Genomic DNA, 23,314 nt, shown 5'->3' on the forward strand with positions numbered 1-23,314 from the left:
AACAAGCGGCAACGGTAGGTCGGCGACCGGCTGTCGGCAACGAGGCGGTTGCGGGTGGGTAACGTTCCGGCACGCCAGGGGTTGCCGAAGGTCAGCCGACCTGCTAGCAGATTTCGGGTAAACGCCTTCCAGCTGCGAAAATGCGGCCGGTCAACGCGCCCAATGGGGCAACCTCGGCCAGCCTGGTGGCCTCTTGACTCGCCGTCCGGTACCTGCCGCACTTTGCCGCCCTGTCTGGTTCGACGGTGACGAAATCCACGATCTGTGACTGAGAGTGACTAGCGCCACGTAACGGAAAGTCACAAGCTGTCGCCGGGGGCGGAGCCGGTGGCGCCGGAGGTCGTCCGAACGCCGAAGCGGTGGCCGTGAGACGATCTGGTGGTGACGGCGACGCTTCTGGACGGCAAGGCAACCGCGGCGGAGATCAAGGACGAGCTGCGGATACGGGTGAAGGCACTCGCGGAACGCGGCATCACCCCCGGGCTCGGCACGGTCCTGGTCGGGGCGGATCCGGGCAGCCAGGCGTACGTCAACGGCAAGCACCGCGACTGCGCCGAGGTCGGCATCGCCTCGATCCGGCGGGAGCTGCCCGCCGACGCCACCCAGCAGCAGGTCGACGACGTGCTGGCCGAGCTGAACGCCGACCCGGCGTGCCACGGCTACATCGTCCAGCTGCCGCTGCCGGCCCACCTCGACACCCAACGGGTGCTGGAGTCGATCGACCCGGACAAGGACGCCGACGGCCTGCACCCGGTCAACCTGGGCCGGCTGGTGCTCGGCTACGACGGCCCGCTGCCCTGTACTCCGCGCGGCATCGTCGAGTTGCTCCGCCGCCACGACGTGGCCCTGCGCGGCGCCACCGTGGCCGTGGTCGGTCGGGGCAACACCGTTGGTCGGCCGCTCGGCCTGCTGCTCACCCGCCGCAGCGAGAACGCCACGGTCACCCTCTGCCACACCGGCACCCTCGACCTCGCCTCGCACACCCGGGCCGCCGACATCGTCATCGTCGCCGCCGGCGTACCGGGGCTGCTCACCGCCGACATGATCAAGCCGGGCGCGGTGGTGGTCGACGTCGGTATCACGCGGGTGATCGGCGCGGACGGCAAGGGCCGCTACACCGGCGACGTGGACCCGGAGGTGACCGAGACGGCCGGCGCCCTGGTCCCCATGCCCGGCGGTGTCGGGCCGATGACCCGGGCCATGCTGCTCACCAACGTCGTCGAGCGCGCCGAGCGCGGCTGACCCACACGTCCGCAGCGCCGAACCAGGACGGCGGTGACGTTCGCCCCATCCCGGCGATGGCCGCCGCCCCTGGCCTGATCGGTGCCAGGATGACTGATACGGTCCGGAAAACCGACTGGTATCAGGGAGTGGGACGACCATGGGTAAGAAGGTCACTGTCGTCGGGGCTGGCTTCTACGGCTCCACCACCGCACAGCGCCTGGCCGAGTACGACGTCTTCGACACCGTAGTGATCACCGACATCGTGGAGGGCAAGCCCGCGGGCCTCGCGCTCGACCTCAACCAGTCCCGGGCCATCGAGGGCTTCGAGACCAAGGTCGTCGGTGTCACCACCGGCCCCAACGGTGAGGGCTACGAGCAGATCGAGGGCTCCGACGTCGTCGTGATCACCGCTGGTCTGCCGCGGAAGCCCGGCATGAGCCGGATGGACCTGCTGGAGACCAACGCCAAGATCGTTCGTCAGGTCGCCGAGAACGTGGCCAAGTACGCCCCGAACGCCGTCGTCATCGTGGTCTCCAACCCGCTGGACGAGATGACCGCGCTGGCGCAGCTCGCCACCCAGTTCCCGAAGAACCGGGTGCTCGGCCAGGCCGGCATGCTCGACACCGCCCGGTTCAGCAACTTCGTCGCCGAGGCGCTGAACGTGCCGGTGGCGTCGGTACGCACGCTGACCCTGGGCTCGCACGGCGACACCATGGTCCCGGTCCCGTCGAAGAGCACCGTCAACGGCAAGCCGCTGCGTGACGCGATGCCCGCCGAGCAGATCGAGGAACTGGTCGTCAAGACCCGCAACGGTGGCGCCGAGGTGGTCGCGCTGCTCAAGACCGGTTCGGCGTACTACGCCCCGTCCGCCGCCGCGGCCCGGATGGCGAAGGCCGTCGCCGAGGACTCCGGCGAGGTCATGCCGGTCTGCGCGTGGGTCGACGGTGAGTACGGCATCTCCGGTGTCTACCTCGGTGTCGAGGCCGCGATCGGCGCCGAGGGCGTCAAGCGCGTCGTCGAGACCGACCTGGACGCCGACGAGCGCGCCAGCCTCCTGGCGGCCGCCGAAGCCGTCCGCGCCAAGCAGGGCGACGTCTCCAGCATGTAGTTCCCCGAGACACCGCTTCAGCGAAGGGCGCGCCGGCTTCGCCGGCGCGCCCTTCGCCGTCCCCACAGTCCGCACAGCCCCCAACCCCGGACCCGGGCGGGCTCATCGAGCAGGTTGATCAAGAGGTTTGCGTCAGGAATCGCGGTTCTGGTGACGCGAACCTCTTGATCAACCGCAGAGGATTGGTCGGACCGCCGCGTGGTCAGACGGTGGTGAAGGGGGCGCTGAGATGGGGGGTGGCCAGGAGGGTGGGGGAGTGGGTGCGCAGGGTGGTCAGCCGGGAGGTGCGGGCTCGTTCCGGGTCCTCCTCGTGGGCGTACGCCAGGTCGGGGTCGACCAACTGCACCATGTGCACCAGCAGGTCGCCGGTGAGCAGCAGCCGCTCGTCGGCGGAGGTCACCAGCACCGACTGGTGGCCGGGCGTGTGGCCGGGAGTGGAGAGCAGGCGTACCGCCGGGGTGAGGGTGGTCTCGCCGTCGACCACCCGGAGCTGGCCGGCGGCGCGCAACGGCGCGACCAGGCCGGCCGGCAGCGCCGGATTGAGTGTCTCCGCCGCGTCGAGATCGGCCCGCTGCACCAGGTAGCTCGCGTTCGGGAAGTACGGCCGGCCGGGGTTGCCGGTCACGGCCCAGCCGATGTGGTCGGTGTGCAGGTGGGTGAGCACGACGGTGTCGACGTCCGCGGGGTCGATGCCGGCGGCGGCCAGTTCGGTGGGCAGCCGCCCCGGTACGGGCGCCCAGCTCGCGGCCAGTGAGTCGGCCGGGCCGATGCCGGCGTCGACAAGGGTGACCGGCCCGTCCCCGGAGCGGATCGCGAAGCTGCGAAACGGCAGCCACCACTGCCCGTCGGCGGTCACCGCCCCCGGGTCGCGTCGGTCGGCCTCCCGCCAGTGGGCTGCCGTGGCGTGTGGAAACGCCTCGGTGCGAGGTTGGAAGAAAGCTCCCTCGGAGTCGATGAGCGCGGTGACCGTGATAGACCCGAGGGTGCGGCTCAGTGGCATCGGGCGATGGTGCCAGGGAATTCTGTGCCGTGCAGCCCGCTTCCACCGGCCGACCGAGGCCGGGTGGGGGCTGCCCGTCCAATTGCAGTACGCTCGTACTGCTTGAGCACGTGTCCCCCGAGAGGAGCGCCGGCCGATGGCGAAGATCAAGGTAAACAACCCGGTCGTGGAGCTCGACGGCGACGAGATGACCCGGATCATCTGGAAGCAGATCCGGGAGCAGCTGATCCTGCCCTACCTCGACGTCGACCTGCACTACTACGACCTGTCGATCCAGCACCGCGACGAGACCGACGACCAGGTCACCGTTGACGCCGCCAACGCCATCAAGGAGCACGGCGTCGGCGTCAAGTGCGCGACCATCACCCCGGACGAGGCCCGGGTGGAGGAGTTCGGCCTGAAGAAGATGTGGCGGTCGCCCAACGGCACCATCCGCAACATCCTCGGCGGCGTCGTCTTCCGTGAGCCGATCATCATGTCCAACGTGCCGCGGCTGGTCCCCGGCTGGACCAAGCCGATCATCATCGGCCGGCACGCCCACGGTGACCAGTACAAGGCCACCGACTTCGTCGTCCCCGGCCCGGGCACGGTGACCATCACCTACACCCCCGCCGACGGCGGCGCGCCGATGGAGATGGAGGTCGCCAACTTCCCCGGCGGCGGCATCGCCATGGGCATGTACAACTACGACGAGTCGATCCGGGACTTCGCCCGGGCGTCGTTCCGGTACGGGCTGGACCGCAACTACCCGGTCTACCTGTCCACCAAGAACACCATCCTCAAGGCGTACGACGGCCGGTTCAAGGACATCTTCGCCGAGGTGTTCGAGACCGAGTTCAAGGACGAGTTCGCCGCCGCCGGCATCACCTACGAGCACCGGCTCATCGACGACATGGTCGCCGCCGCGCTCAAGTGGGAGGGTGGCTACGTCTGGGCCTGCAAGAACTACGACGGTGACGTGCAGTCCGACACCGTCGCGCAGGGCTTCGGCTCGCTGGGTCTGATGACCTCCGTCCTGCTCTCCCCGGACGGTCGTACCGTCGAGGCCGAGGCCGCCCACGGCACGGTCACCCGGCACTACCGGCAGTACCAGAAGGGCGAGAAGACGTCGACGAACCCGATCGCGTCGATCTACGCCTGGACCCGGGGCCTGGCCCACCGCGGCAAGCTGGACGGCACCCCGGCGGTCACCGAGTTCGCCAACACGCTGGAGCAGGTCATCGTCGACACCGTCGAGGGCGGCCAGATGACCAAGGACCTGTCCCTGCTCATCTCGCGCGACGCCCCGTGGCTGACCACCGACGAGTTCATGAACGCGCTCGACGAGAACCTGGCCCGCAAGATCGCCGCCTGATCCAGGCGTACCGCATCATCGGAGCCCGCCGGCGTCTCAGCCGGCGGGCTTCGGCGTGTCCGGCGCTGACGCGCCGGGTGGCGTCACCGCCGTCGGCGCGCCTCGTTGACCAGGATGGACGAGATGCCAGTCGCGTCCGAGGAAGGTTGACCACGGTCGACCCGCGGCACCCGTGCGCCGATCAGCCAGCCTTCCCGGCTGTGCCGTGCACAGCCAGCCGTCCCTTCCCTGCGGGGGGCCCTGTCCCGGGCCCCCCGCGCCCTGTTTCCGTCGCTCACCGGCAGGGTCGGAAAGCAGCTCGGCTCAGACGGCGCGCAGCAGTTCGGCGGCACGCTCGGGGGAGATGTCGTTGATGAAGACACCCATCCCGGACTCGGAGCCCGCCAGATACTTCAGCTTGTCCTTGGCCCGCCGGATGCTGAACAGCTGCAGGTGCAGGTGGCCGAACTCGCGGTCGATGCGCACCGGCGCCTGGTGCCACGCCGAGATGTACGGCATCGGCATGTCGAACAGACCGTCGAAGCGGCGCAGTAGATCCAGGTAGAGCGGCCCGAAGGCATCCCGCTCGCTGTCACTGAGCGCCGGAATGTCGGGTACCACCCGGTGTGGCGCGACGTGCACCTCGAACGGCCAGCGGGCGGCCGCCGGGACGAACGCCGTCCAGTGTTCGTTCTCGGCGACCACCCGGTCGCCGGTCGCGCGCTCGGCGGCCAGCACGTCCGCGTACAGGTTGCCCCCGCCGGTCCGTTCCGCGTGCCGGCGTGCCGCGGCGAGCAGCGCGCGGGTGCGCGGCGTCACGAAGGGGTACGCGTAGATCTGCCCGTGCGGGTGGTGCAGCGTGACGCCGATCTCGACGCCCCGGTTCTCGAAGCAGAAGATCTGCTCCACGCCGGGCAGTTCGCCGAGCACCTCGGTGCGGTCGGCGAGCGCGTCCAGGACGGTGCGGACCCGGCTCGGCGGCAGGCTGGCGAAGGAGGCGTTGTGGTCCGAGGTGAAGCAGACCACCTCGCATCGGCCGACTCCCGGTCGGACAGGCGTGAACGGGGTGATCTCGCCGGGCTCCTCGGCGACGCGGCCACTGAGCGACGGGAACCGGTTCTCGAAGACCACCACGTCGTAGTCGGGCGCGGGGACCTCGGTCAGCCGATCACCCACCGACGGGTCGAGGGGGCACTCGTTCGCCGGGGGGAGGAAGGTGCGGGTCTGCCGATGCACGGCCACCGCCACCCACTCGTCGGTCAGCGGGTCGTAGCGCAGTTGGGACGCGGGGGGCGGCGGCGGCAGGTCCCGGCGGTCCGGCTGGTCGCGGACCGCGTCGTCGCGCTCGTCGAAGTAAATCAGTTCCCGGCCGTCGGCCAGGTCGATCGCGGTGCGTTTCACTGCGCCGCCCCCTCACTCGTCGGCGTGCGCGTCGCGCGGCCCGCCCCGGTCGCTTCTACCATGATCAATTCGCCCACCTGTTCGCCGAGTACCCGCCGTGCGGGCGCAGGCAACCGGTCGTCGCTGACGAGTACGTGTGCTGCCGCCAGCTCGACGATCGAGGAGATGCCCACCGTGCCCCACTTGGTGTGGTCGGCCAGCACCACCAACCGGTCCGCCGCGGCCACGAGCGCCCGGTCGGTCTCCGCCTCCATGAGGTTCGGGGTGGTGAAGCCGGCCCGCTCGGTGATGCCGTGCACGCCCAGGAAGAGCAGATCCAGGTGCAGTGCCCGGATCGCCCCGACCGCGAGTGGGCCGACCAGCGCGTCCGACGGCGTGCGGACGCCCCCGGTGAGCACCACCGTCTGGTCCGGTCGGCCACCGGCGTGCAGGATCTCGGCCACCGGCAGCGAGTTGGTCACCACGGTCAGGCCGGGGACGTCCACCAGCTTGCGGGCCAGCTCGGCGGTGGTGGTGCCGGCGGAGAGCGCGACCGCCGCGCCCGGCCGGACCAGTTGGGCCGCCCGATCCGCGATGGCCGCCTTCTCCACCAGTTGGCGGACCGACTTGGCGGAGAAACCCGGCTCGTCGGTCGAGCTCGGCCCGGCTGCCGTGGCGCCGCCGTGCACCTTGGCCAGCAGGCCCCGCTCGTGCAGCGCCTCCAGGTCACGACGGATGGTCATGTCGGAGACGCCGAACTCGGCCGCCAACTCACTCACGCGGACGCCGCCGGTGGACCGGACCCGCTCCAGGATGGCCGCCTGCCGCTGCTGAGCGAGCATTCGCCGTGCCTCCCGGAGGTCCCCGTACTCTCACGCGGTCAAACGTGTTCCAACAAAGACGAACACTAGCGCGGAGCGAGCGGCGGCCGGACAGCGGCTACGGAAACACCTCAGGAAGAGGCGATCTTCAGCTCCACCCACCCGGTCTCGGTGAGCTGGTGCAACACGGCCTGAACGGCGTCCGCGACGCTGAGATCGCTGGTGTCCAGCACCAGGTCGGCGTCGCTCGGCTCCTCGTACGGGTCGTCGATACCGGTCATGCCGGTGAGCAGGCCGGCCCGCGCTCGCGCGTACAGGCCCTTGCGGTCCCGGCGCTCACACACCTCCAGCGGGGTGGCGACGTGCACCAGCACGAAACCCGCCCCCGCGGCCAGGGCCATCTCGCGGGCGGCGGCACGGGCCGCCGCGTACGGGGCGATCGGGCAGCAGATGCCCACCCCCCGGTGCCGGGCGATCTCGGCGGCCACCCACCCGATCCGCCGGACGTTCATGTCCCGGTCGGCCTTGCTGAAGCCCAGCCCGGCGGTGAGCTCCCGGCGCACCACATCCCCGTCGAGCAGGGTCACCGTGCGGTCGCCGCTCTCCCGCAGCGCGTCCGCCAGCCCGCGCGCGATCGTCGACTTGCCGGAGCCGGAGAGGCCGGTCAGGAAGACCACCAGCCCCCGGTGCCGGCGCGGTGGCCGGGCCCGGGTCAGCTCCCTCGCCACGGCCGGCGGGGTGTGCCACTCCGGCAGGGGGAAGCCCCGATCCAGCAGGTCCTCGATCTCCTGCTGGGTCAGCGCGAGCCGACGGTTGCGCGGAGGGATGTCCTCCCGCCAACGCCACTGCCCGTCCCTGTTGTCGTAGGCGAGTTCCCGTGGCACCAGCACCCGCAACCCGGCGCCGGACAGCATCTCCCCGGTGGAGAGTAGGTGGGTGACCCCGTACGCGGCGGAGACCCGGGCGCGCAGCAGCGCGTCGCTGATCTCCTCCCGGCGATGCGACAGCGGCACCGCGATCACGGTGGCGGGCGGCATCCGGTCCCGGGCGGCGAAGATGATGCGGACCAGTGCCTCGGGCGGAAGCCCTCCGACGCCGCCCTCACCGACCGGGATCATCACGAGCAGGTGCGCGGCCAGCGTGCGGGCTGCGTGGGCGATCTGAGCGAGCTGGGGACGGTGCAGCGGCCGGTCGGCGATCACACCGAGCACCCGGCCCGGGGGCAGCAGCGCGCGGACCTCCTCCGGGCTGCGACGCAGTCGCTGGAACGGGCCGTGGCCACCGTCGCCCAGCCGCCGGACCTGGCCGCCAACCCCGGCGACGCCCTCGCGTACCGGCCAGACGTCCGCCACGTCCAGGGCAGCCGCCGGCGCGCCCTCGCCGTCGGTCAGCACCAGCGCCCGGCGGGCCGGGTCGCGCGGGTCGAAGCCCTGAGCCAGGGCGGTCGGCACCTGGAGGGTAACCGCGACCTGCCACGGCGTGCCGTCGGCCAGTTGGCCGCGCCGGCTGACCGACACCAGGTCGGCACGGGTCATGAAACCGGTCAGGGGGGAGTACGCACCGGTCAGCAGCAGCTCCAGGTCAGCGAGCTCACCGGGACGCGGCGTGTACGCCGGTGCGTCCTGCAGCACCTCGTCGGGCAGCACCCAGCCGTTGCTCATCCACACCCCCCACTCGCTGACCGGCACACAGTTTCGCAGCCGACCGTCGATCGGTCGAGGCCGCCACTCCACGATCCGGCCGGGCGGATCAACACCGGATCCGCCGACCACTGCGGACCTCACCCCGAACCGGTTGTGGTCGGTGCGGAGGACGGACTCGCTCGACATCCAGGTGACGCGGGCACGACTCCCGACAGGCCGGGAGATGAATGGTGTCACCCCGGATCGCCGTTTCCCGAGGCGGGGTCGCGCCGGACGCGCTACCGGCGGCAACGGTTCCACCACCCTCGGCGGGGGACCCTAAGGGTCTGTCGGGGCAAGGATCAGGGAAGCGCCGGGGGCGCGCCGGTGTCCGTGGTGGGCGTCGACTCCCTACGCTGGCAGCGTGACACTGATCGCGACCCAGTCGCTCACCAAGACGTACGGAGGTCGGGTCACCGCGCTCGCCGACCTCACCGTCGCCGTCGAGCCCGGGATCATCGGCCTGGTGGGCGCGAACGGCGCCGGAAAATCCACGCTGATCAAGATCCTGCTCGGCCTGATCGCCCCGACCAGCGGTCAGGTCTCGGTGCTCGGCATCGACCCGTCCGCCGATCCGGCGGCGGTCCGTGCCCGCGTCGGTTACATGCCCGAGCACGACTGCCTCCCACCCGACCTGTCCGCCGCCGAGTTGGTCACCCACCTCGGGCGGATGAGCGGCCTTCCCCGCACCGCCGCCCGCGAGCGAGCCTCGGAGGCCCTGCGGCACGTCGGGCTCTACGAGGAGCGTTACCGCCCGGTGGGCGGCTACTCCACCGGCATGAAGCAGCGCGTCAAGCTGGCCCAGGCGCTTGTGCACGACCCCGATCTGCTGCTGCTCGACGAGCCGACCAACGGTCTGGACCCGGCCGGCCGGGACGCCATGCTGGCGCTGGTGCACCGGATCGGCACCGAGTTCGGCATCTCCGTGCTGGTCTGCTCGCACCTGCTCGGCGAGGTCGAGCGGATCTGCGACACGCTCATCGCCATCGACGGCGGCAAACTGCTGCGCGCCGACCACATCTCCGCGATGACCACGGCCACCGACGTGCTCGCCGTGGAGGTCAGCGAGGGCACCGAGGAGCTCGCCGCCCGGCTCACCGAGCTGAAGCTGCCGGTCGCGCGGGACGGGCGACTGCTGCTCGTGCCACTCGCCGACGACGGCACCTACGACCTGATCCTCGGCGCGGTCGCCGAACTGGACCTGCCACTGCACCGACTGGACCAGCGCCGGCACCGGGTGGCCGAACTCTTCGCCACGAGGGAGCTCTCCCATGCCTGAGCCGACCGCAGCCGCCGTGCGCCCCGCGCCGACAGGCGTCATCCACGACATCGGCTACCAGCGCTACGAGGGCCCGAGGCAGGGCCGCCGGCAGGTCTTCGGCGCGCTCTACGGGCACGGGTTGCGCACCGTGTTCGGCTTCGGGCGCAGCGCCAAGGCCAAGATCTTCCCGTGGCTGGTGGTCGGCATCGTCAGCCTGGTCGCGGTGGCCCTGGCCGCGATCCGCAGCCAGATCGGCGAGCCGGTCGCCACGTACGCCCAGTTCGCCGACGCGATGAGCTGGCTGGTCATCTTCTTCGTCGCGGTGGCCGCGCCGGAGCTGGTCTCCCGGGACCTGCGCAGCGGCGTCCTGCCGCTGTATTTCTCCCGACCGCTGCCCCGCAGCGACTACGCGCTGGCCAAGCTGCTGGCGCTGGTCACGGCGCTCTGGCTGCTGCTCGGGGGGCCGCAGTTGCTGATGTTCCTGGGTGCCGCGTTCACCACCAAGCAGGGCATGCGCGGGGTCTGGAACGAGCTGCTCGACCTGCTGCCCGGCCTGCTCTACGCCGGGCTCTGGGCGGTGGTCTTCGCCTCGATCGGCCTGCTGGTCGCCTCGCTGACCGGCAAGCGGGCCTTCGCCGCCGGCGGCGTGGTCGCGGTCTTCCTGATGACCACCCCGATCGTGGGCGTGCTGAGCATCCTGCCGTCGCAGACGGCCAACGAGCTGGCCGGGCTCGCCTCGCCCTCCACGCTGGTGCAGGGGGTGGGCATCTGGTCGCTGGGTGACCTGCTGGTCGAGGGCGATCCGGGCGAGATGCTGATCGGCGGGTTCGGCCTGGTCTACGCCCTGGCCGCGGTGCTGTTGGTCGCCGGCGCGACCGCCCTCCTGCTGGTCCGCTACCGGAAGGTCGCCTCCTGATGAGCACGCTGAACCTGACCGGGGTGTCCCGGTGGTACGGCAACGTGGTCGCGGTCAACGACATCAGCATGGCCCTGGGGCCGGGCGTGACCGGGCTGCTCGGCCCGAACGGCGCCGGCAAGACCACGCTGCTGCACATGATGGCCGGGTTCCTCTCCCCGTCGCGCGGCACGGTGACGCTGGACGACGAGCCGACCTGGCGCAACCCGGACGTCTACCGACGGTTGGGGCTGGTCAGCGAACGGGAGGCGGTGCAGGGCTTCCTCACCGCGTACGAGTTCGTGCTGGCCAGCGCGAAGCTGCACCGGCTGGCCGATCCGGCGGCGGCCGCCCGGCGGGCGATCGATCTGGTCGAGTTGGAGTCGGCGCAGAGCCGTCGGATCGGCACGTACTCCAAGGGCATGCGCCAGCGGGCCCGCGTGGCCGCCGCGCTGGTGCACGACCCGCAGGTGCTGCTGCTCGACGAGCCGTTCAACGGGATGGACCCGCGCCAGCGGCTGCACATGATGCAGTTGCTGCACACGCTCGGCGACGCCGGCCGGACCATCCTGTTCAGCTCGCACATCCTGGAGGAGGTCGAGCAGGTCTCCGGGACGGTGCAGGTGATGGTGGCCGGGCGGTTGGCGGCCTCCGGCGACTTCCGGACCATCCGCCGGTTGATGACCAATCGCCCACACGTCTTCGCGGTGCGTTCCACGGACGACCGGGCGCTGGCCGTCGCGCTGATCGCCGAGCCGTCCGTCAGTGGGGTCGAGCTGGACCCCACCGGCCTGACCGTGCGGGCCGGTGACTACGGCGCCTTCACCCGGGCACTGCCCCGGATCGCGCTCAAGCACGGCATCCGGGTGCGCCAACTGGTGCCGTCCGACGAGTCTCTGGAGAGCGTCTTCTCCTACCTGGTGGAGGCCTGACATGTCGACAATTACCTGGATCACCGCGCGTGGGCTGTTCGGCAGGCGTCGGTTCCTGCTGCTGCTTCCGCTGCCGTTGGTGCTGCTCGGGCTGGCCGTGCTCTGCCGGTCGCTGGGGGTGGACCCGGGCGAGTGGGGGCCGCCGGTGCTGGTCGGCCTGGGGCTGGCCGTGGTGCTGCCGGTGGTCGCGCTGATCATCGGTACGGGCGTGTTGGGTGCCGAGATCGACGACGGCACGGTCGTGCACATCCTGACCAAGCCGCTGCCGCGCTGGCAGATCGTGCTGCCGAAGCTCGCGGTCGCCGCCGGGGTCAGCGCGGCCACCGTCGCGGTGCCGCTCTACGTCGCGGGCGTGCTCGCCAATTCGGTACGCCTCGGACTGGCGCTGGCGGTCGCGGCGACGCTCGGCGCGCTGGCGTACTCGGCGTTGTTCCTCGCCCTCAGCCTGGTCACCAGGCGGCCGGTGCTGCTCGGCCTGGTCTACGTGCTGATCTGGGAGGGGCTGCTGGGCAACTTCGTCAGCGGCACCAAGGTGCTCTCCATCCAGCAGTACGTGATCGCCCTCACCGACCGGATCGCCCCCACCGGGCTGTTGGAGACCACCGTGTCGGTGCCGGTCGCCTCGGTGATGACCGCGTTGGTCAGCGTCGGCTTCACCGTGCTGGCCATCGACCGTCTGCGTTCGTTCAGCGTGGCCGGCGAGACGAGCTGAGACCAGTGCCCAACGGTGATCCGGCCAGCCACACCTCGGCGGTAGGGCTGGCCGGATGGACCGGTCGGCCCCCGTCGGGCCAGGCTGTTGGGTGTGAGCGTCGAAGCGGAGCGGACGTCGTTGGCTGAGCCGTACTCCCGGAGCAGCCGGCCCTGGCTGACCAGTCTGGCGGTTGCCGGGCTGGCCTGTGCCACGGTCGCGACGGCTGCCCAGGGCAGCGGGCAGTTCCACTGGTGGGCCGTGTTCATCCTGATCCCGGCCGCGTTGATCGCGGCCAGTGGCGGCCCGTTGCTGGCTCGGGGCGGTGGCCGGGCCTTCGCCGGCTACATGCTCGCCTGCGTCGGCACCATCGTGTTCGCGGTGGGCGCGCTGCTGATGTTCGGTGTCATGGGGCGGGGTTGGCCGTTGCTCGTGGTGCTGCCCTGCCTGGCGGTCGCCGGCACCTACGGTTGGCGGGCGGCCCACCCGCTGGCCCGTGGCCTGCACCGTGCGGTGGCCCTGCTCGCGCTGACCGGCGCGATGCTCGGGCTGACCCTGCAAGCGATCCGGGTGAACCTGATCGACCTGGAGACCGGTTGGTGGGGTGCGTTCATGATGCTGGCCGGCGCCATCGTGCTGGGCAACGCGGGCGAGCTGACCCGACACCGGATGCCGTACCGCCTCCAGGCGATCACCCTGCTGGTGGGGCCCTCCGTGGTCGCTTTCCTGCTCGGGCTGCGTTTCCTGCGCGGCTGGTGACGCCCGTCCGCCGCCGCCCCGGGGGGTGGCGGCGGCGGACGCGGCTCAGAACGCGCAGGCGATGACGAGTTCCGGGGTGCGGTCGGGGAGCAGGTCGAGTTTGCCGATCCGACCGGCCGCCCGGAGGTCGTCGGCGACGAGGGTGAGCTGCTCCAGGAGGGCCGCGGGGCCGAGCGCCTCGGCCAGCGGCACCTCCGCCCTCATCGACAGCTTCCGCTCCGACTTGGCCCGTCGCACCTGACTCAACGCGTCGCCGGCGAGCCGCAGCAGGGCCGGGTCACCCGACCCCTCGATCGACCGGGTCACCTCGTAGGTGGTGGGCCACGTCGCGCGGTGCACCGAGCCGTACCGCCACCACGACCAGATTTCCTCGGTCACGTAGGGCAGCACCGGGGCGAACAGTCGTAACTGCACCGAGAGCGCCGAGGCCAGCGCCGCCCGCGCCGAGTCCGCGGCCGCGCCGGTGCCGTACGCCCGCTCCTTGACCAACTCGATGTAGTCGTCGCAGAACCGCCAGAAGAACGCCTCGGCCGCCTGCAACGCGGCCGTGTGGTCGTACGCGTCGAGGGCGGTGCTCGCGGCGGTGACCACGGTGGTCAGTTCGGCGAGCATGGCCCGGTCCAGTGGCGTGGTCGCCGACAGCTCCAGGTCGCGGCGCGGCGTCGGACGCGCCGAACTGGAGTTGTCCAATGGGGCGCGGAGCGCGTCCGCCGCCCCCAGCCCGAGCACGAACTTGGACGCGTTGAGCAGTTTGGTGGCCAGCCGACGGCCGATCTTGATCTGCGCCGGGTCGAAGGCCAGGTCCATGCCGGGCTTGCCGCTGGCCGCCCAGTAGCGCACCGCGTCCGAGCCGTGCTGCTCCAACAGGGCCAGCGGGGTGACCACGTTGCCCTTGGACTTGGCCATCTTCTTGTGGTCCGGGTCGAGGATCCAGCCGGAGAGCACGGTGTCCCGCCAGGGCAGCACCCCGTGCTCGAAGTGCGAACGGACCACGCTGTCGAAGAGCCAGGTCCGGATGATCTCCTGCCCCTGCGGGCGGAGGTCCATCGGAAAGACCTGCGCGAACAGCTCCGGGTCGGTCTCCCAGCCACCGACGATCTGCGGGGTCAGCGACGAGGTGGCCCAGGTGTCCAGCACGTCCGGATCACCGATGAAGCCGCCCGGATGGCCGCGCTGCGACTCGTCGTACCCGGGCGCCGGATCACTGGATGGGTCGACCGGCAGCGCTGACTCGTCCGGCGTGAGAGGGTGGGACCAGTCCGGCTCGCCAGTGTCGTCGAGCCGGTACCACACCGGCACCGGCACCCCGAAGAACCGCTGCCGACTGACCAGCCAGTCCCCGGTCAGGCCGCCCACCCAGTTGTCGTAGCGGTGCTTCATGTGCGCCGGCACCCAGTGCAGCTCCTCGCCCCGGGCCAGCAGCGTGGCCCGCAGGTCGGCGTCGCGGCCGCCGTTGCGCAGATACCACTGTCGAGTCGAGACGATCTCCAGTGGGCGGTCACCGCGCTCGTAGAACTTGACCGGATGGGTGATCGGGCGCGGCTCGCCGATCAGGTCACCCGCGTCGGCCAGCATCCCGACGATCTCCCGGCGGGCGCCGTTGACGCTCTGCCCGGCCAGCGCCGCGTACGGCTGCGCCGGCACCCCGGCCGGCGGCTCCGGAAGCAGCCGACCGTCGCGGCCGATGACCACGCGGGTGTCGAGGTCGAGATCCCGCCACCACGTCACGTCGCTCAGGTCGCCGAACGTGCAGACCATCGCGATGCCGGTGCCCTTGCCCGGCTCGGCGAGCGGGTGGGCGCGCACCGGCACCTCGACGTCGAACAGCGGGCTGCGGACAGTCGCGCCCACCAGGTCGGCGTACCGCTCGTCGTCGGGGTGACAGACCAACGCCACGCAGGCGGGCAACAGCTCCGGTCGGGTGGTGTCGATCTGCACCTCGCGCCCGTCCGGCCGGGTGAACCGCAGCCGGTGGTAGGCGCCGGGGCGCTCCCGGTCCTCCAGCTCCGCCTGGGCGACGGCGGTGGCGAAGCCGACGTCCCAGAGCGTCGGCGCCTCCGACTGGTACGCCTCGCCGCGCCGCAGGTTGCGCACGAACGCCCGCTGACTGGTGGTCCGGGCGATCCGGCCGATCGTCGTGTACGTCAACGACCAGTCCACCGAGAGCCCGAGCCGTCGCCACAGCGACTCGAAGACCTGCTCGTCGGTGGCCGTCAGCCGTTCGCACAGCTCGATGAAGTTGCGCCGGGAGAGCGGGGTGGGGTCGCGGCGGGCCGCGTCGTCGACCGGAGTCGCCGGTGGTCGCCACACCGGGTCGTACGCCAGCGCCGGATCGCAGCGCACCCCGTAGACGTTCTGCACGCGACGCTCGGTGGGCAGGCCGTTGTCGTCCCAGCCCATCGGGTAGAAGACCGCCTTGCCGCGCATCCGCTGGTATCGCGCGACGATGTCGGTGTGCGTGTACGAGAACACGTGCCCCATGTGCAGCTCGCCCGATACGGTCGGCGGCGGGGTGTCGATCGCGTACACGTCTTTCCTGCGACCATTCCCGCTCGGCGCGTCGGACGCCGCGCCGCGACCCGGAACGGTCGGCTTCGCGCGGTCGAACGCGTACGTGCCCTCCTCTTGCCAGCGGCGTGCCCAGCTCTCCTCGAGCCCGTCCAGGGTCGGACGCTCGGGGATGCCGGCGCGGGCCGTCCTCGCCGTATCGGTCATCCAGCGATCGTAGGCATCTTCGGGGGGACGGACCACGCAGTTGCGGATCGCTGGTTCAGATCAGCGACTCGCGCCACTGCCGGTGCAGGGCCGCGTACCGGCCGCCGGCCTCGGCCAGCACGGCGGGTGGGCCGTCCTCGACGACCTTCCCGTCGTCGAGGACGAGCACCCGGTCGGCGGTCTCCACGGTGGAAAGTCGGTGCGCGATCACCAGCGCGGTGCGGTCGCGCAGGATCGTACCGAGCGCGTGCTGCACCAGCCGTTCGGTCGGCACGTCGAGCGACGACGTCGCCTCGTCCAGGATCAGCACGCTCGGGTCGGCCAGGAACGCCCGGGCGAACGCGACGAGTTGGCGCTCCCCGGCGGAGAGCCGGCCGCCGCGACGGTGCACCTGGGTGGCGTACCCCTCCGGCAGGGCGGCGATGAAGTCGTGCGCGCCGATCGCCCGCGCCGCGGCCCGGACGGTCTCGTCGTCCGCGCTCGGGCGGCCGAACCGGATGTTGTCCGCGACCGTCCCACTGAACAGGTGGTTCTCCTGCGTCACCAACACCACGGCCCGGCGCAGATCGGCGTCGCAGACGTCACGCAGGTCGACCCCGTCGAGCTGGACCGTGCCGGTGTCCGGGTCGTGGAAACGGGCGACCAGTTTGGCGATTGTCGACTTGCCCGCACCGGTCGGCCCGATCAGCGCCACCGTCTGTCCGGCCGACACGCTCAGCTCCAGACCGGCGAGGATCGGGGTGCCGGCACGGTATCCGAAGGAGACCGCCCGGAAGGTCACCGCACCGCCACCGGGGCCGGTCGGCAGCGGTGTGGGCCGGGCCGGCTCGGCGACGGCCGGCCGCTCGTCGAGCACCCCGGCCAGTTTCTCCAGGGCGGCGGTGGCCGACTGGAGGGAGTTGTAGAACTGGCTCAGCTCCTGCATCGGCTCGAAGAAGCGACGCAGGTAGAGCAGGAACGCGGCGAGCACACCGACCTCGGTCTGGCCGTCGAGCACCCGCCACCCGCCGTAGCAGAGCACCGCCGCCACGGTGATGTTGCCGATCAGCTTGATCGCCGGCGAGTACGTGGCGATCAGTCGGAACGTGCGCAGGCTGGTCCGTCGGTAGTCGTCGCCGAGCGCCACGAAGATCCGTTGGTTGCGCGGTTCCCGGCGGAACGCCTGCACCGCCTTGATGCCCCGCATCGACTCGACGAAGTGCACGATGACCAGCGCGACCGCGTCCCGGGTCCGCCGGTACGCGCTCGCCGACGACCGGGCGAACCAGCGGGAGAGCCAGAACAGGAACGGGAAGGCGAGCAGCGTCACGGCGGCCAGCGGCAGGTCCAGCCAGAGCAGGATGGCGGCCACCGACAGCATCGACAGCCCCGCCATCACCAGGTTGTCGATCCCACCGTCGACCAACTCGGCGATCGAGTCCACGTCACTGGTGAGGCGGGAGACCATCCGGCCGGAGGTGTACCGCTCGTGGAAGCCCACGGACAGCCGCAGGAAGTGCCCGAACACCCGCTGCCGCAGGTCGAGCAGGACGGCCTGGCCGATCCGGGCGGAGAGGGTGAGGAACCCGCGCCGGGCCGCGTACTCGGTCAGCGAGGCGACCACGAACGCCCCGGCGACGGCGACCAGCGGGCCGGGGTTGCCGGCGCGTAGCGGCGCGATGGTCCGGTCGATGCCGATCATGACCAGGTACGGGCCGGCCATCGCGGCGGCGTTCTGGGTCAGCAGTAGGCCGACCGCGGCGGCGAGTCGCCTCCGGTGTGGTCGGAGCTGTTCGGCGAGCAGTGCCCGGCTGAGCCGGCGCAGCCGGGCCACCGCCTCGGGCGCGGTGTCCTCGGCTCGGCTCCGGTCCGCCTCCGGGTCCGTGGCGGTCCCGCGCCAGCGGGTCAGCTCCGGTTCCTCCTCGGGCGGCGGTTCGGCAGGCTTCGGCACGGTCACGAGCGCACCAGCCCCCACCCGTCGGAGGGGAACGGGCTCGGGCCGGCGGCTTCCGCCGGTGGGTGCTCGGTGGGTGGGTCGGCGGCCAGCAACGCCCGGTACGCCGGAACGGTGGCCAGCAGGTCGGAGTGCCGGCCCACGGCCGTGATCCGTCCGTCTTCGAGCAGCGCGACCCGGTCGGCCAGGGCGATCGTCGACGGCCGGTGCACCACCAGCAGCGCGGTGCTGTCGCGCAGGACCCGTCGCAGTGCCGCCTCGACCAGCGCCTCGGTGTGCACGTCGAGAGCGGACAGCGGGTCGTCGAGCACCAGCACCGCCGGTCGGCCGAGCACGGCCCGCGCCAACGCGAGCCGTTGACGCTGACCGCCGGACAGGGAGATCCCCTGCTCACCCACCCGGGTGGCCAACCCCCACGGCAGCTCGTACGCGAAGTCGGCCTGGGCGAGCGCGAGGGCCGCGCGGACGTCGTCGTCGCCGGCGTCGGGGTGTCCCAGGGTGAGGTTCTCCCACACCGACATGGAGAAGAGCGTGGGCTCCTCGAACGCCACCCCGACCAGGCGGCGTAGTGAGGCCAGCCGTAGTTCGCGCAGGTCGTGCCCGTCCAGGGTGATCCGGCCGGTGGTCACCTCGTGCAGCCGGGGCACCAGCGAGAGCAGCGTGCTCTTGCCGGAGCCGGTGGCGCCGACCAGGGCGAGCGTCTCACCTGGCTCGACGACCAGGTCGATCTCGCGCAGCACCGGTGCGGTGGCGCCCGGGTAGCGGAACGAGACCCGCTCGATGCGGAGCCGGCCCTGCACCGCGTCGCGCGGCAGCGCGAGCGCGCCGGGGGAGTCGACGATCTGGGGTGGGGTGTCCAGCACCTCCTGGAGCCGGTCGGCGGCGGTGGCGGCCTCCTGACCGTTGGCGATGATCCAGCCCAGCGACTGCACCGGCCAGATGAGCATCAGTTGGAGGCTGACGAACGCGACCAGCTCGCCGATGGTGAGCGCGCCCTTCGCCGCGGCGGCCGCACCGGCCACCAGCACCACGCCCAGGGTCACGTTGGGCACCAGGTCGAGCAACGCCGACGTGGTGGCCAGCAGCCGCGCCTTGGCGACGCCCGTGTCGTGCAGCCGCCGCGCCCTGCCGCCGAAGCGGGCCGCCAGTTCCGGCCCGCGCCCGTACGCCTTCATGGTGCGCAGGCCCTGCGCGGTCTCCTCGACCAGGGTCGCCACGTCACCCTGCTGGTCCTGCATCCGCCGGGACGCGGCATGGTAGTGCCGCCCGAACCGGCGGCTGATCAGCAGCAGCGGCACCGAGCTGGCCGCGACAAGCGCACCGAGCATCGGATGCAGGTTGACGAGCAGCACCACCACGACGACGTAGGTGGTCACGTTGAGCACCAGGAAGAACACGCCGAAGGAGAGGAACCGGCGGATCACCGACAGGTCGCTGGTGATCCGGGAGAGCAACTGGCCGGACTGCCAGCGGTCGTGGAAGCTGGTCGGCAACCGTTGCAGGTGGGCGTAGACGTCGGCACGCAGCGCCGCCTCCATGCCCACCGACGAGGAGGACTGCACCCATCGGCGGATGAAGATGAGCACCGCCTCGGCCACGCCGAGCAGCAGCGCCAGACCGCCGAGCTGGAACAGCCCGGCCGGTTCGTGTCGGGCCACCGGCCCGTCCACCACCCGCTGCACGACAAGCGGTACGGCGATCCCGGCCGCCGTGCCCGCGAGGCCCGCGACGAGCAGCCAGGCGAACTCTGTGGCGTACGGCCGGAGGTAGGGGCGTAGCCGCCAGAGGTTGTGCAGGGGGTGCCGGGGCGCGGCAACCCGGGTGGTCGGGTTGCCGTCGCTTTCCACAGGCATACCAGACGGTAGCGTCAATGCCAGGCGACGCCGGTGTCAGCTTGCTGTCAGGCGCCGCTCATGACCGAGAAGCCACGTCTTCACGTCCAGCCCCCAGCGGTACCCACCGAGGGTGCCGTCGGTGCGCAGGACCCGGTGGCAGGGCACGAACAGTGCCGCCGCGTTCCGGGCGCAGGCAGCCGCGGCGGCCCGTACCGCCGGTGGTCGACCGGCCAGCGCGGCGTACCCGGTGTAGGTGACCGGGGTGCCGGGCGGCACCTCGCGCAGCACCTGCCAGGCGTGGGCCATGAACTCCCCGCCGGTGCGCTGGCGGACCGGCACCGCGTCGATGGCGTCGAGGTCACCGTCCAGGTAGGAGTGGACCGCCGCGGTGATCGGGCCGAGGTCGGCCCGTTGGCGTACCGGCGCCCGCAGGGTCGGGTGGATCAGGGGCAGCAGTGCCGCCGGGTCCGGGGTGAAGCCGGCCGCCCGTACGTCGCCGTCCGGGCCGGCGAGGATGCTCAACGGACCGGCCGGCGTGCTCAGTACGGTGCTGTCGATGCTCATGCCGCTCTCCAGAGTCTCATCGTTGCGTAGGACCGCCAGGGACGCCAACGGTCGGCGTACCCGTCGAGGATTGTCGGGTTGTCGGGCAGGCCGAGGGCGGCGGCGCCGCGCCGGACGGCGAGGTCGGTGCTGAGCAGGATGTCCGGGTCGCCGAAGGCGCGCATGGCCAGGTAGTTGGCGGTCCACGGACCGATGCCGGGCAATGCGAGCAGCCCTCGAGTTGCCGCCTCCCGATCCACCCCAGCCGCCAGGTCGACGGACCCGTCCACGACCGCCCGAGCCAGCCCCCGCAAGGTCTCCCGCCGCCCCACCGGCATCCCAAACCCCGAGTCCGGCACGGCCAACAACTCCTCCGCGCCCAAAAAGCCCCGCAGCCCCCCGCCCCCGCCTCGGTGATCATGAGGTTGGCGTGGGATTCGATCTCCAATCGCCAGGTCAACCTCATGATCGACGTGCTTGGGGGTGGGGGTGGTGAGGAGGCGGGTCAGGGTTTTTTGGGCAGAGGCCACCGAGACCTGTTGGCCGACTATGGCGCGGACGGCCATCTCGAAGCCGTCCACCGCGCGGGGGACGCGGATGCCCGGCTCTGCCGCGACCGCCGGGGCTAGCGCCGGGTCGGCGGCCAGCGTGGCGTCGATGGCGGTCGGGTCCGCGTCCAGGTCGAGCAGCCGGCGGCAGCGGGCCACCGCGGGCGCCAGGTCGCGCAGGTCGGTCAACCGCAGCGTCGCCGCCACGTGCCCGGCCGCCGGAGTCAGCGCCACCTCGCCGGTGCCGTGGGGCAACCGCAGACCCCGGTGGTACGTCCCGTCGCGGACCTCGTCCACCCCGGGCAGTGCCCGCACCGCGAAGAAGTCCAGTAGCGCCTGGGCGTGCAGCGGCGGACGGTACGCCAGCCGCAGCGCGAGAGTGCCCGCGCCGGCCGGCGCCCGCTGACCGCCGCGCGCCGTTCGCAGATCGGACGGGGCGCTCGCGTACACCTCGCGGAGCGTGTCGTTGAACTGCCGGACGCTGCCGAAGCCGGCGGCGAACGCGATCTCGGCCATCCCGAGGTCGGTGGTCTCGATCAGGATCCGGGCGGTCTGTGCCCGCTGGGCGCGGGCCAGCGCGAGCGGTCCGGCGCCCATCTCGGCGCTCAGCATCCGGTGCAGGTGCCGTTCGGTGTAGCCCAGGCGGGAGGCCAACCCGGGTACGCCGTCCCGGTCGACCACGCCGTCGGCGATCAGCCGCATCGCCCGGCCGACCACGTCCGCGCGGACATCCCACAGGGGTGAACCCGGCGCGGCGTCCGGCCGGCAGCGGCGGCAGGCGCGCAGCCCGACACCCTGGGCCGCGGCGGCGGACGGAAAGAACCGGACGTTCTGCCGCTTCGGCGTGATCGCCGGGCAGGACGGCCGGCAGTAGATGCCGGTGGACGTCACACCGGTGTAGAACCAGCCGTCGAACCGCTGGTCCCGACTGTCCACGGCCCGGTAACACCGCTCGAAGTCCAGCTCCATGTCACCGATGATGCCCCGCTCGACCCGCCGCCGGCTGGCGGGAATCGGACCTTGCCGTGTCGGTGAGCAGGGACCCCGTCAACGGGGGCGGCGGCGACGCCGATGCGGTTGACCGGACCCGGTGGGCTGGCCAGCCCGATTCGGCTGGCCGGAACGGGTGGGCTGGGCGGCGCGGTGCGGCTGGCCCGATCGGCTCGGCTGCGCGGCCCGGCTCGGTTGACCGGTGAGCAGGGCCGACCGGAACACGCCGTCCGGGTCGTACCGCTTCCACAGCCGTCGTACCCGGATCCCGGTCTCGCCCGGGTAGATCCGGGCGAACGCGGCCGGGTCCGGTCGGCTCTCGAAGTTGGCGTACGCGCCGTCGGCCCGCGCTCCGACGGCCCGCCAGGCGGCGTCCAACGCCGCCCCACCCTGCGGTGGGAACACCGAGGCGACGACGAGCGTGTCCTGGTGGCGATGGGCGTACGCGGTCGCGTCGGATGCCACGTCGTTGACCGCGCCCCCCAGCGAGCGGAGCTGCACCACGGCTCGCCCCGGCCCGGTCACCGCCCGTTGCACGGCCCGCGCGCCGGCGTCGTCCAGCCCGGTGAACAGACCGTTCGTGGTCGTGCCGCGCTGCTGCCCGACGTTGGGGTTGAGGTGCGCGGTCGGCACCAGGGTCGGGTAGGGCAGCAGGTCGGTGCGGTGTTCGAGCACCTTGCCGATGGCGAGCAGCGGCTCCACCGCGGGTCGGGCGCGGCGCAGGCTCTCGGCGGCCACCACGGCGGTGATGGACATGAGGGCCGAGCGGCCCTCGGCGTACACCACGGCCGCCGCGGACAACTCCCGTGGGGCCTGTGCGAGGTAGGCCGTCCACTCCCGGATGGTGCGCCCGTCCGGATGCGCCTCGACGACCAGTTGCGTCACGCCGACGTTGCGCTGCTCGACCGCCTCGATCTCGAAGGCCACCACGATCCCCGCACCAGCTCCCGCGCCCCGGACCAGCCAGAACAGGTCCGGCTCGTGCGCGGCGTCCGCGCGGACCAGCGTCCCGTCGGCGAGCACCACCTCGACCGCGCGGACGCGGTCGAGGGTGAGACCGTGGGCGCGGACCAGCCAGCCCACGCCGCCGCCGGTGGCCAGGCCGCCGACGCCGACGCCACCGTAGTCACCCGAGCTGACGACCAGGCCGTACGGCGCCAACGCCTTCGCGACGTTCGCCCAGCGTGCGCCGGCCTCGACCCGGACCAGCCCGGCCCGCTCGTCGAGCACCTGCACCCGGTTGAGCAGGGACAGGTCGATGACCACGCCACCGTTGTTCGAGGAGGCCCCGGAGAAGCCGTGTCCGCCGCTGCGGACGGCGATCGGCAGCCGCTGCTCCCGCGCGTAGCGCAGCGCGTCGATCACCTGCGTGGTGGTCTTCGGCAGCAGGACCGCGGCCGGGGAGGCAGTCGTGGTGTACGTGGAGCGCAGCTGCGCGTACCGGCGGTCGCCGGGTGTGACGATCTGCCCGGTCAGCGAGGTGGGCACCCGGGGCATGGTGGTGCTCATCGGCGCCCCTGCGGCTCGCACGTCGGATGTCCGGGATCGGTCATGGCCCAAGGATGGGTGGGCTCACCGGCCTCGGCAAACCCGGTGGGCCACCGCCCGCCGTTCCCGGGGACGCGCGGCGCTCGCTGGCGCGGGGAGGGCCGCCCGGAGGTGAC

The 23,314-nt window shown here is 71.9% G+C and carries 18 protein-coding genes; 8 read left to right on the top strand and 10 right to left on the bottom strand.

Annotated elements, in window-relative coordinates; all coding sequences use genetic code 11:
- Positions 1–381 precede the first annotated feature (381 nt).
- Positions 382–1,242 carry a bifunctional methylenetetrahydrofolate dehydrogenase/methenyltetrahydrofolate cyclohydrolase gene (locus AB0O48_RS09010; RefSeq protein ID WP_357247009.1) on the top strand — a complete coding sequence of 287 codons (861 nt, stop codon included), beginning with the start codon at positions 382–384 and terminating at the stop codon, positions 1,240–1,242.
- Positions 1,243–1,381: 139 nt separating this feature from the next.
- Positions 1,382–2,332, top strand: a complete 951-nt coding sequence (locus AB0O48_RS09015; RefSeq protein ID WP_357247006.1) for a malate dehydrogenase — start codon at positions 1,382–1,384, stop codon at positions 2,330–2,332.
- A 202-nt stretch (positions 2,333–2,534) separates the two neighbouring features.
- On the opposite strand, the gene AB0O48_RS09020 is transcribed toward AB0O48_RS09015, so the two are convergent.
- Positions 2,535–3,332: an MBL fold metallo-hydrolase gene (locus tag AB0O48_RS09020; protein ID WP_365064162.1), complete on the bottom strand. Its 798-nt coding sequence runs from the start codon at positions 3,330–3,332 to the stop codon at positions 2,535–2,537.
- A 136-nt stretch (positions 3,333–3,468) separates the two neighbouring features.
- Here AB0O48_RS09020 and AB0O48_RS09025 point away from each other — a divergent pair, with 136 nt between their 5' ends.
- On the top strand, positions 3,469–4,686 hold the full coding sequence (locus tag AB0O48_RS09025; RefSeq protein ID WP_357247000.1) for an NADP-dependent isocitrate dehydrogenase: 1,218 nt from the start codon (positions 3,469–3,471) through the stop codon (positions 4,684–4,686).
- 303 nt (positions 4,687–4,989) lie between these two features.
- On the opposite strand, the gene galT is transcribed toward AB0O48_RS09025, so the two are convergent.
- From galT to cysC, 3 genes are all read right to left on the bottom strand, one after another.
- Positions 4,990–6,066 carry a galactose-1-phosphate uridylyltransferase gene (galT, locus tag AB0O48_RS09030; protein ID WP_357246997.1) on the bottom strand — a complete coding sequence of 359 codons (1,077 nt, stop codon included), beginning with the start codon at positions 6,064–6,066 and terminating at the stop codon, positions 4,990–4,992.
- A complete protein-coding gene (locus AB0O48_RS09035) occupies positions 6,063–6,887 on the bottom strand; it encodes a DeoR/GlpR family DNA-binding transcription regulator (RefSeq protein ID WP_357570941.1) in 825 nt (274 codons plus the stop codon). The genes galT and AB0O48_RS09035 overlap by 4 nt, the downstream gene beginning before the upstream one ends.
- 110 nt (positions 6,888–6,997) lie before the next feature.
- Positions 6,998–8,527, bottom strand: coding sequence for an adenylyl-sulfate kinase (cysC, locus tag AB0O48_RS09040; RefSeq protein ID WP_365064399.1), 1,530 nt, complete (start codon positions 8,525–8,527; stop codon positions 6,998–7,000).
- Positions 8,528–8,912: 385 nt separating this feature from the next.
- Here cysC and AB0O48_RS09045 point away from each other — a divergent pair, with 385 nt between their 5' ends.
- The 5 genes from AB0O48_RS09045 to AB0O48_RS09065 all read left to right on the top strand — a co-directional run bounded on the left by AB0O48_RS09045 (position 8,913) and on the right by AB0O48_RS09065 (position 13,086).
- On the top strand, positions 8,913–9,827 hold the full coding sequence (locus tag AB0O48_RS09045; RefSeq protein WP_357246992.1) for an ABC transporter ATP-binding protein: 915 nt from the start codon (positions 8,913–8,915) through the stop codon (positions 9,825–9,827).
- Positions 9,820–10,725, top strand: coding sequence for an ABC transporter permease subunit (locus tag AB0O48_RS09050; protein ID WP_365064169.1), 906 nt, complete (start codon positions 9,820–9,822; stop codon positions 10,723–10,725). The genes AB0O48_RS09045 and AB0O48_RS09050 overlap by 8 nt, the downstream gene beginning before the upstream one ends.
- Entirely contained in the window at positions 10,725–11,636 is a 912-nt protein-coding gene (locus AB0O48_RS09055; RefSeq protein ID WP_357246986.1) for an ABC transporter ATP-binding protein, read from the top strand. Before AB0O48_RS09050 ends, AB0O48_RS09055 begins: the two co-directional genes overlap by 1 nt.
- Position 11,637: 1 nt before the next feature.
- Positions 11,638–12,348, top strand: coding sequence for an ABC transporter permease subunit (locus tag AB0O48_RS09060; protein ID WP_357246983.1), 711 nt, complete (start codon positions 11,638–11,640; stop codon positions 12,346–12,348).
- A 93-nt stretch (positions 12,349–12,441) separates the two neighbouring features.
- The gene (locus AB0O48_RS09065) at positions 12,442–13,086 is read left to right on the top strand and encodes a hypothetical protein (RefSeq protein WP_357246980.1); all 645 of its coding nucleotides are present in this window, start codon (positions 12,442–12,444) and stop codon (positions 13,084–13,086) included.
- Positions 13,087–13,131: 45 nt separating this feature from the next.
- Here AB0O48_RS09065 and valS read toward each other — a convergent pair whose 3' ends face one another.
- From valS to AB0O48_RS09095, 6 genes are all read right to left on the bottom strand, one after another.
- On the bottom strand, positions 13,132–15,801 hold the full coding sequence (valS, locus tag AB0O48_RS09070) for a valine--tRNA ligase (RefSeq protein ID WP_357570942.1): 2,670 nt from the start codon (positions 15,799–15,801) through the stop codon (positions 13,132–13,134).
- Positions 15,802–15,856: 55 nt separating this feature from the next.
- On the bottom strand, positions 15,857–17,737 hold the full coding sequence (locus tag AB0O48_RS09075; protein ID WP_365064175.1) for an ABC transporter ATP-binding protein: 1,881 nt from the start codon (positions 17,735–17,737) through the stop codon (positions 15,857–15,859).
- Positions 17,734–19,587: an ABC transporter ATP-binding protein gene (locus AB0O48_RS09080; protein ID WP_357246971.1), complete on the bottom strand. Its 1,854-nt coding sequence runs from the start codon at positions 19,585–19,587 to the stop codon at positions 17,734–17,736. Before AB0O48_RS09080 ends, AB0O48_RS09075 begins: the two co-directional genes overlap by 4 nt.
- 36 nt (positions 19,588–19,623) lie before the next feature.
- Complete coding sequence (locus tag AB0O48_RS09085; protein WP_357246968.1) at positions 19,624–20,133, bottom strand: methylated-DNA--[protein]-cysteine S-methyltransferase; 510 nt, start codon at positions 20,131–20,133, stop codon at positions 19,624–19,626.
- Positions 20,130–21,629: an AlkA N-terminal domain-containing protein gene (locus AB0O48_RS09090; RefSeq protein WP_357246965.1), complete on the bottom strand. Its 1,500-nt coding sequence runs from the start codon at positions 21,627–21,629 to the stop codon at positions 20,130–20,132. The genes AB0O48_RS09085 and AB0O48_RS09090 overlap by 4 nt, the downstream gene beginning before the upstream one ends.
- A gap of 78 nt (positions 21,630–21,707) precedes the next feature.
- Entirely contained in the window at positions 21,708–23,159 is a 1,452-nt protein-coding gene (locus tag AB0O48_RS09095; RefSeq protein ID WP_365064180.1) for an FAD-binding oxidoreductase, read from the bottom strand.
- Positions 23,160–23,314: the final 155 nt, after the last annotated feature.

Source organism: Micromonospora sp. NPDC085948, assembly GCF_040686315.1.
Classification (GTDB): domain Bacteria; phylum Actinomycetota; class Actinomycetes; order Mycobacteriales; family Micromonosporaceae; genus Micromonospora.

What these genes read in the sequence shown, in the direction of transcription:
- valS (WP_357570942.1), bottom strand. Translation starts at nt 15,801, where the DNA reads ATGACCGATACGGCGAGGACGGCCCGCGCCGGCATCCCCGAGCGTCCG.
- AB0O48_RS09050 (WP_365064169.1), top strand. Translation starts at nt 9,820, where the DNA reads ATGCCTGAGCCGACCGCAGCCGCCGTGCGCCCCGCGCCGACAGGCGTC.
- AB0O48_RS09095 (WP_365064180.1), bottom strand. Translation starts at nt 23,159, where the DNA reads ATGAGCACCACCATGCCCCGGGTGCCCACCTCGCTGACCGGGCAGATC.
- AB0O48_RS09090 (WP_357246965.1), bottom strand. Translation starts at nt 21,629, where the DNA reads ATGGAGCTGGACTTCGAGCGGTGTTACCGGGCCGTGGACAGTCGGGAC.
- AB0O48_RS09060 (WP_357246983.1), top strand. Translation starts at nt 11,638, where the DNA reads ATGTCGACAATTACCTGGATCACCGCGCGTGGGCTGTTCGGCAGGCGT.
- AB0O48_RS09015 (WP_357247006.1), top strand. Translation starts at nt 1,382, where the DNA reads ATGGGTAAGAAGGTCACTGTCGTCGGGGCTGGCTTCTACGGCTCCACC.
- cysC (WP_365064399.1), bottom strand. Translation starts at nt 8,527, where the DNA reads ATGAGCAACGGCTGGGTGCTGCCCGACGAGGTGCTGCAGGACGCACCG.
- AB0O48_RS09020 (WP_365064162.1), bottom strand. Translation starts at nt 3,332, where the DNA reads ATGCCACTGAGCCGCACCCTCGGGTCTATCACGGTCACCGCGCTCATC.
- AB0O48_RS09080 (WP_357246971.1), bottom strand. Translation starts at nt 19,587, where the DNA reads ATGCCTGTGGAAAGCGACGGCAACCCGACCACCCGGGTTGCCGCGCCC.
- AB0O48_RS09055 (WP_357246986.1), top strand. Translation starts at nt 10,725, where the DNA reads ATGAGCACGCTGAACCTGACCGGGGTGTCCCGGTGGTACGGCAACGTG.
- AB0O48_RS09085 (WP_357246968.1), bottom strand. Translation starts at nt 20,133, where the DNA reads ATGAGCATCGACAGCACCGTACTGAGCACGCCGGCCGGTCCGTTGAGC.
- AB0O48_RS09025 (WP_357247000.1), top strand. Translation starts at nt 3,469, where the DNA reads ATGGCGAAGATCAAGGTAAACAACCCGGTCGTGGAGCTCGACGGCGAC.
- AB0O48_RS09035 (WP_357570941.1), bottom strand. Translation starts at nt 6,887, where the DNA reads ATGCTCGCTCAGCAGCGGCAGGCGGCCATCCTGGAGCGGGTCCGGTCC.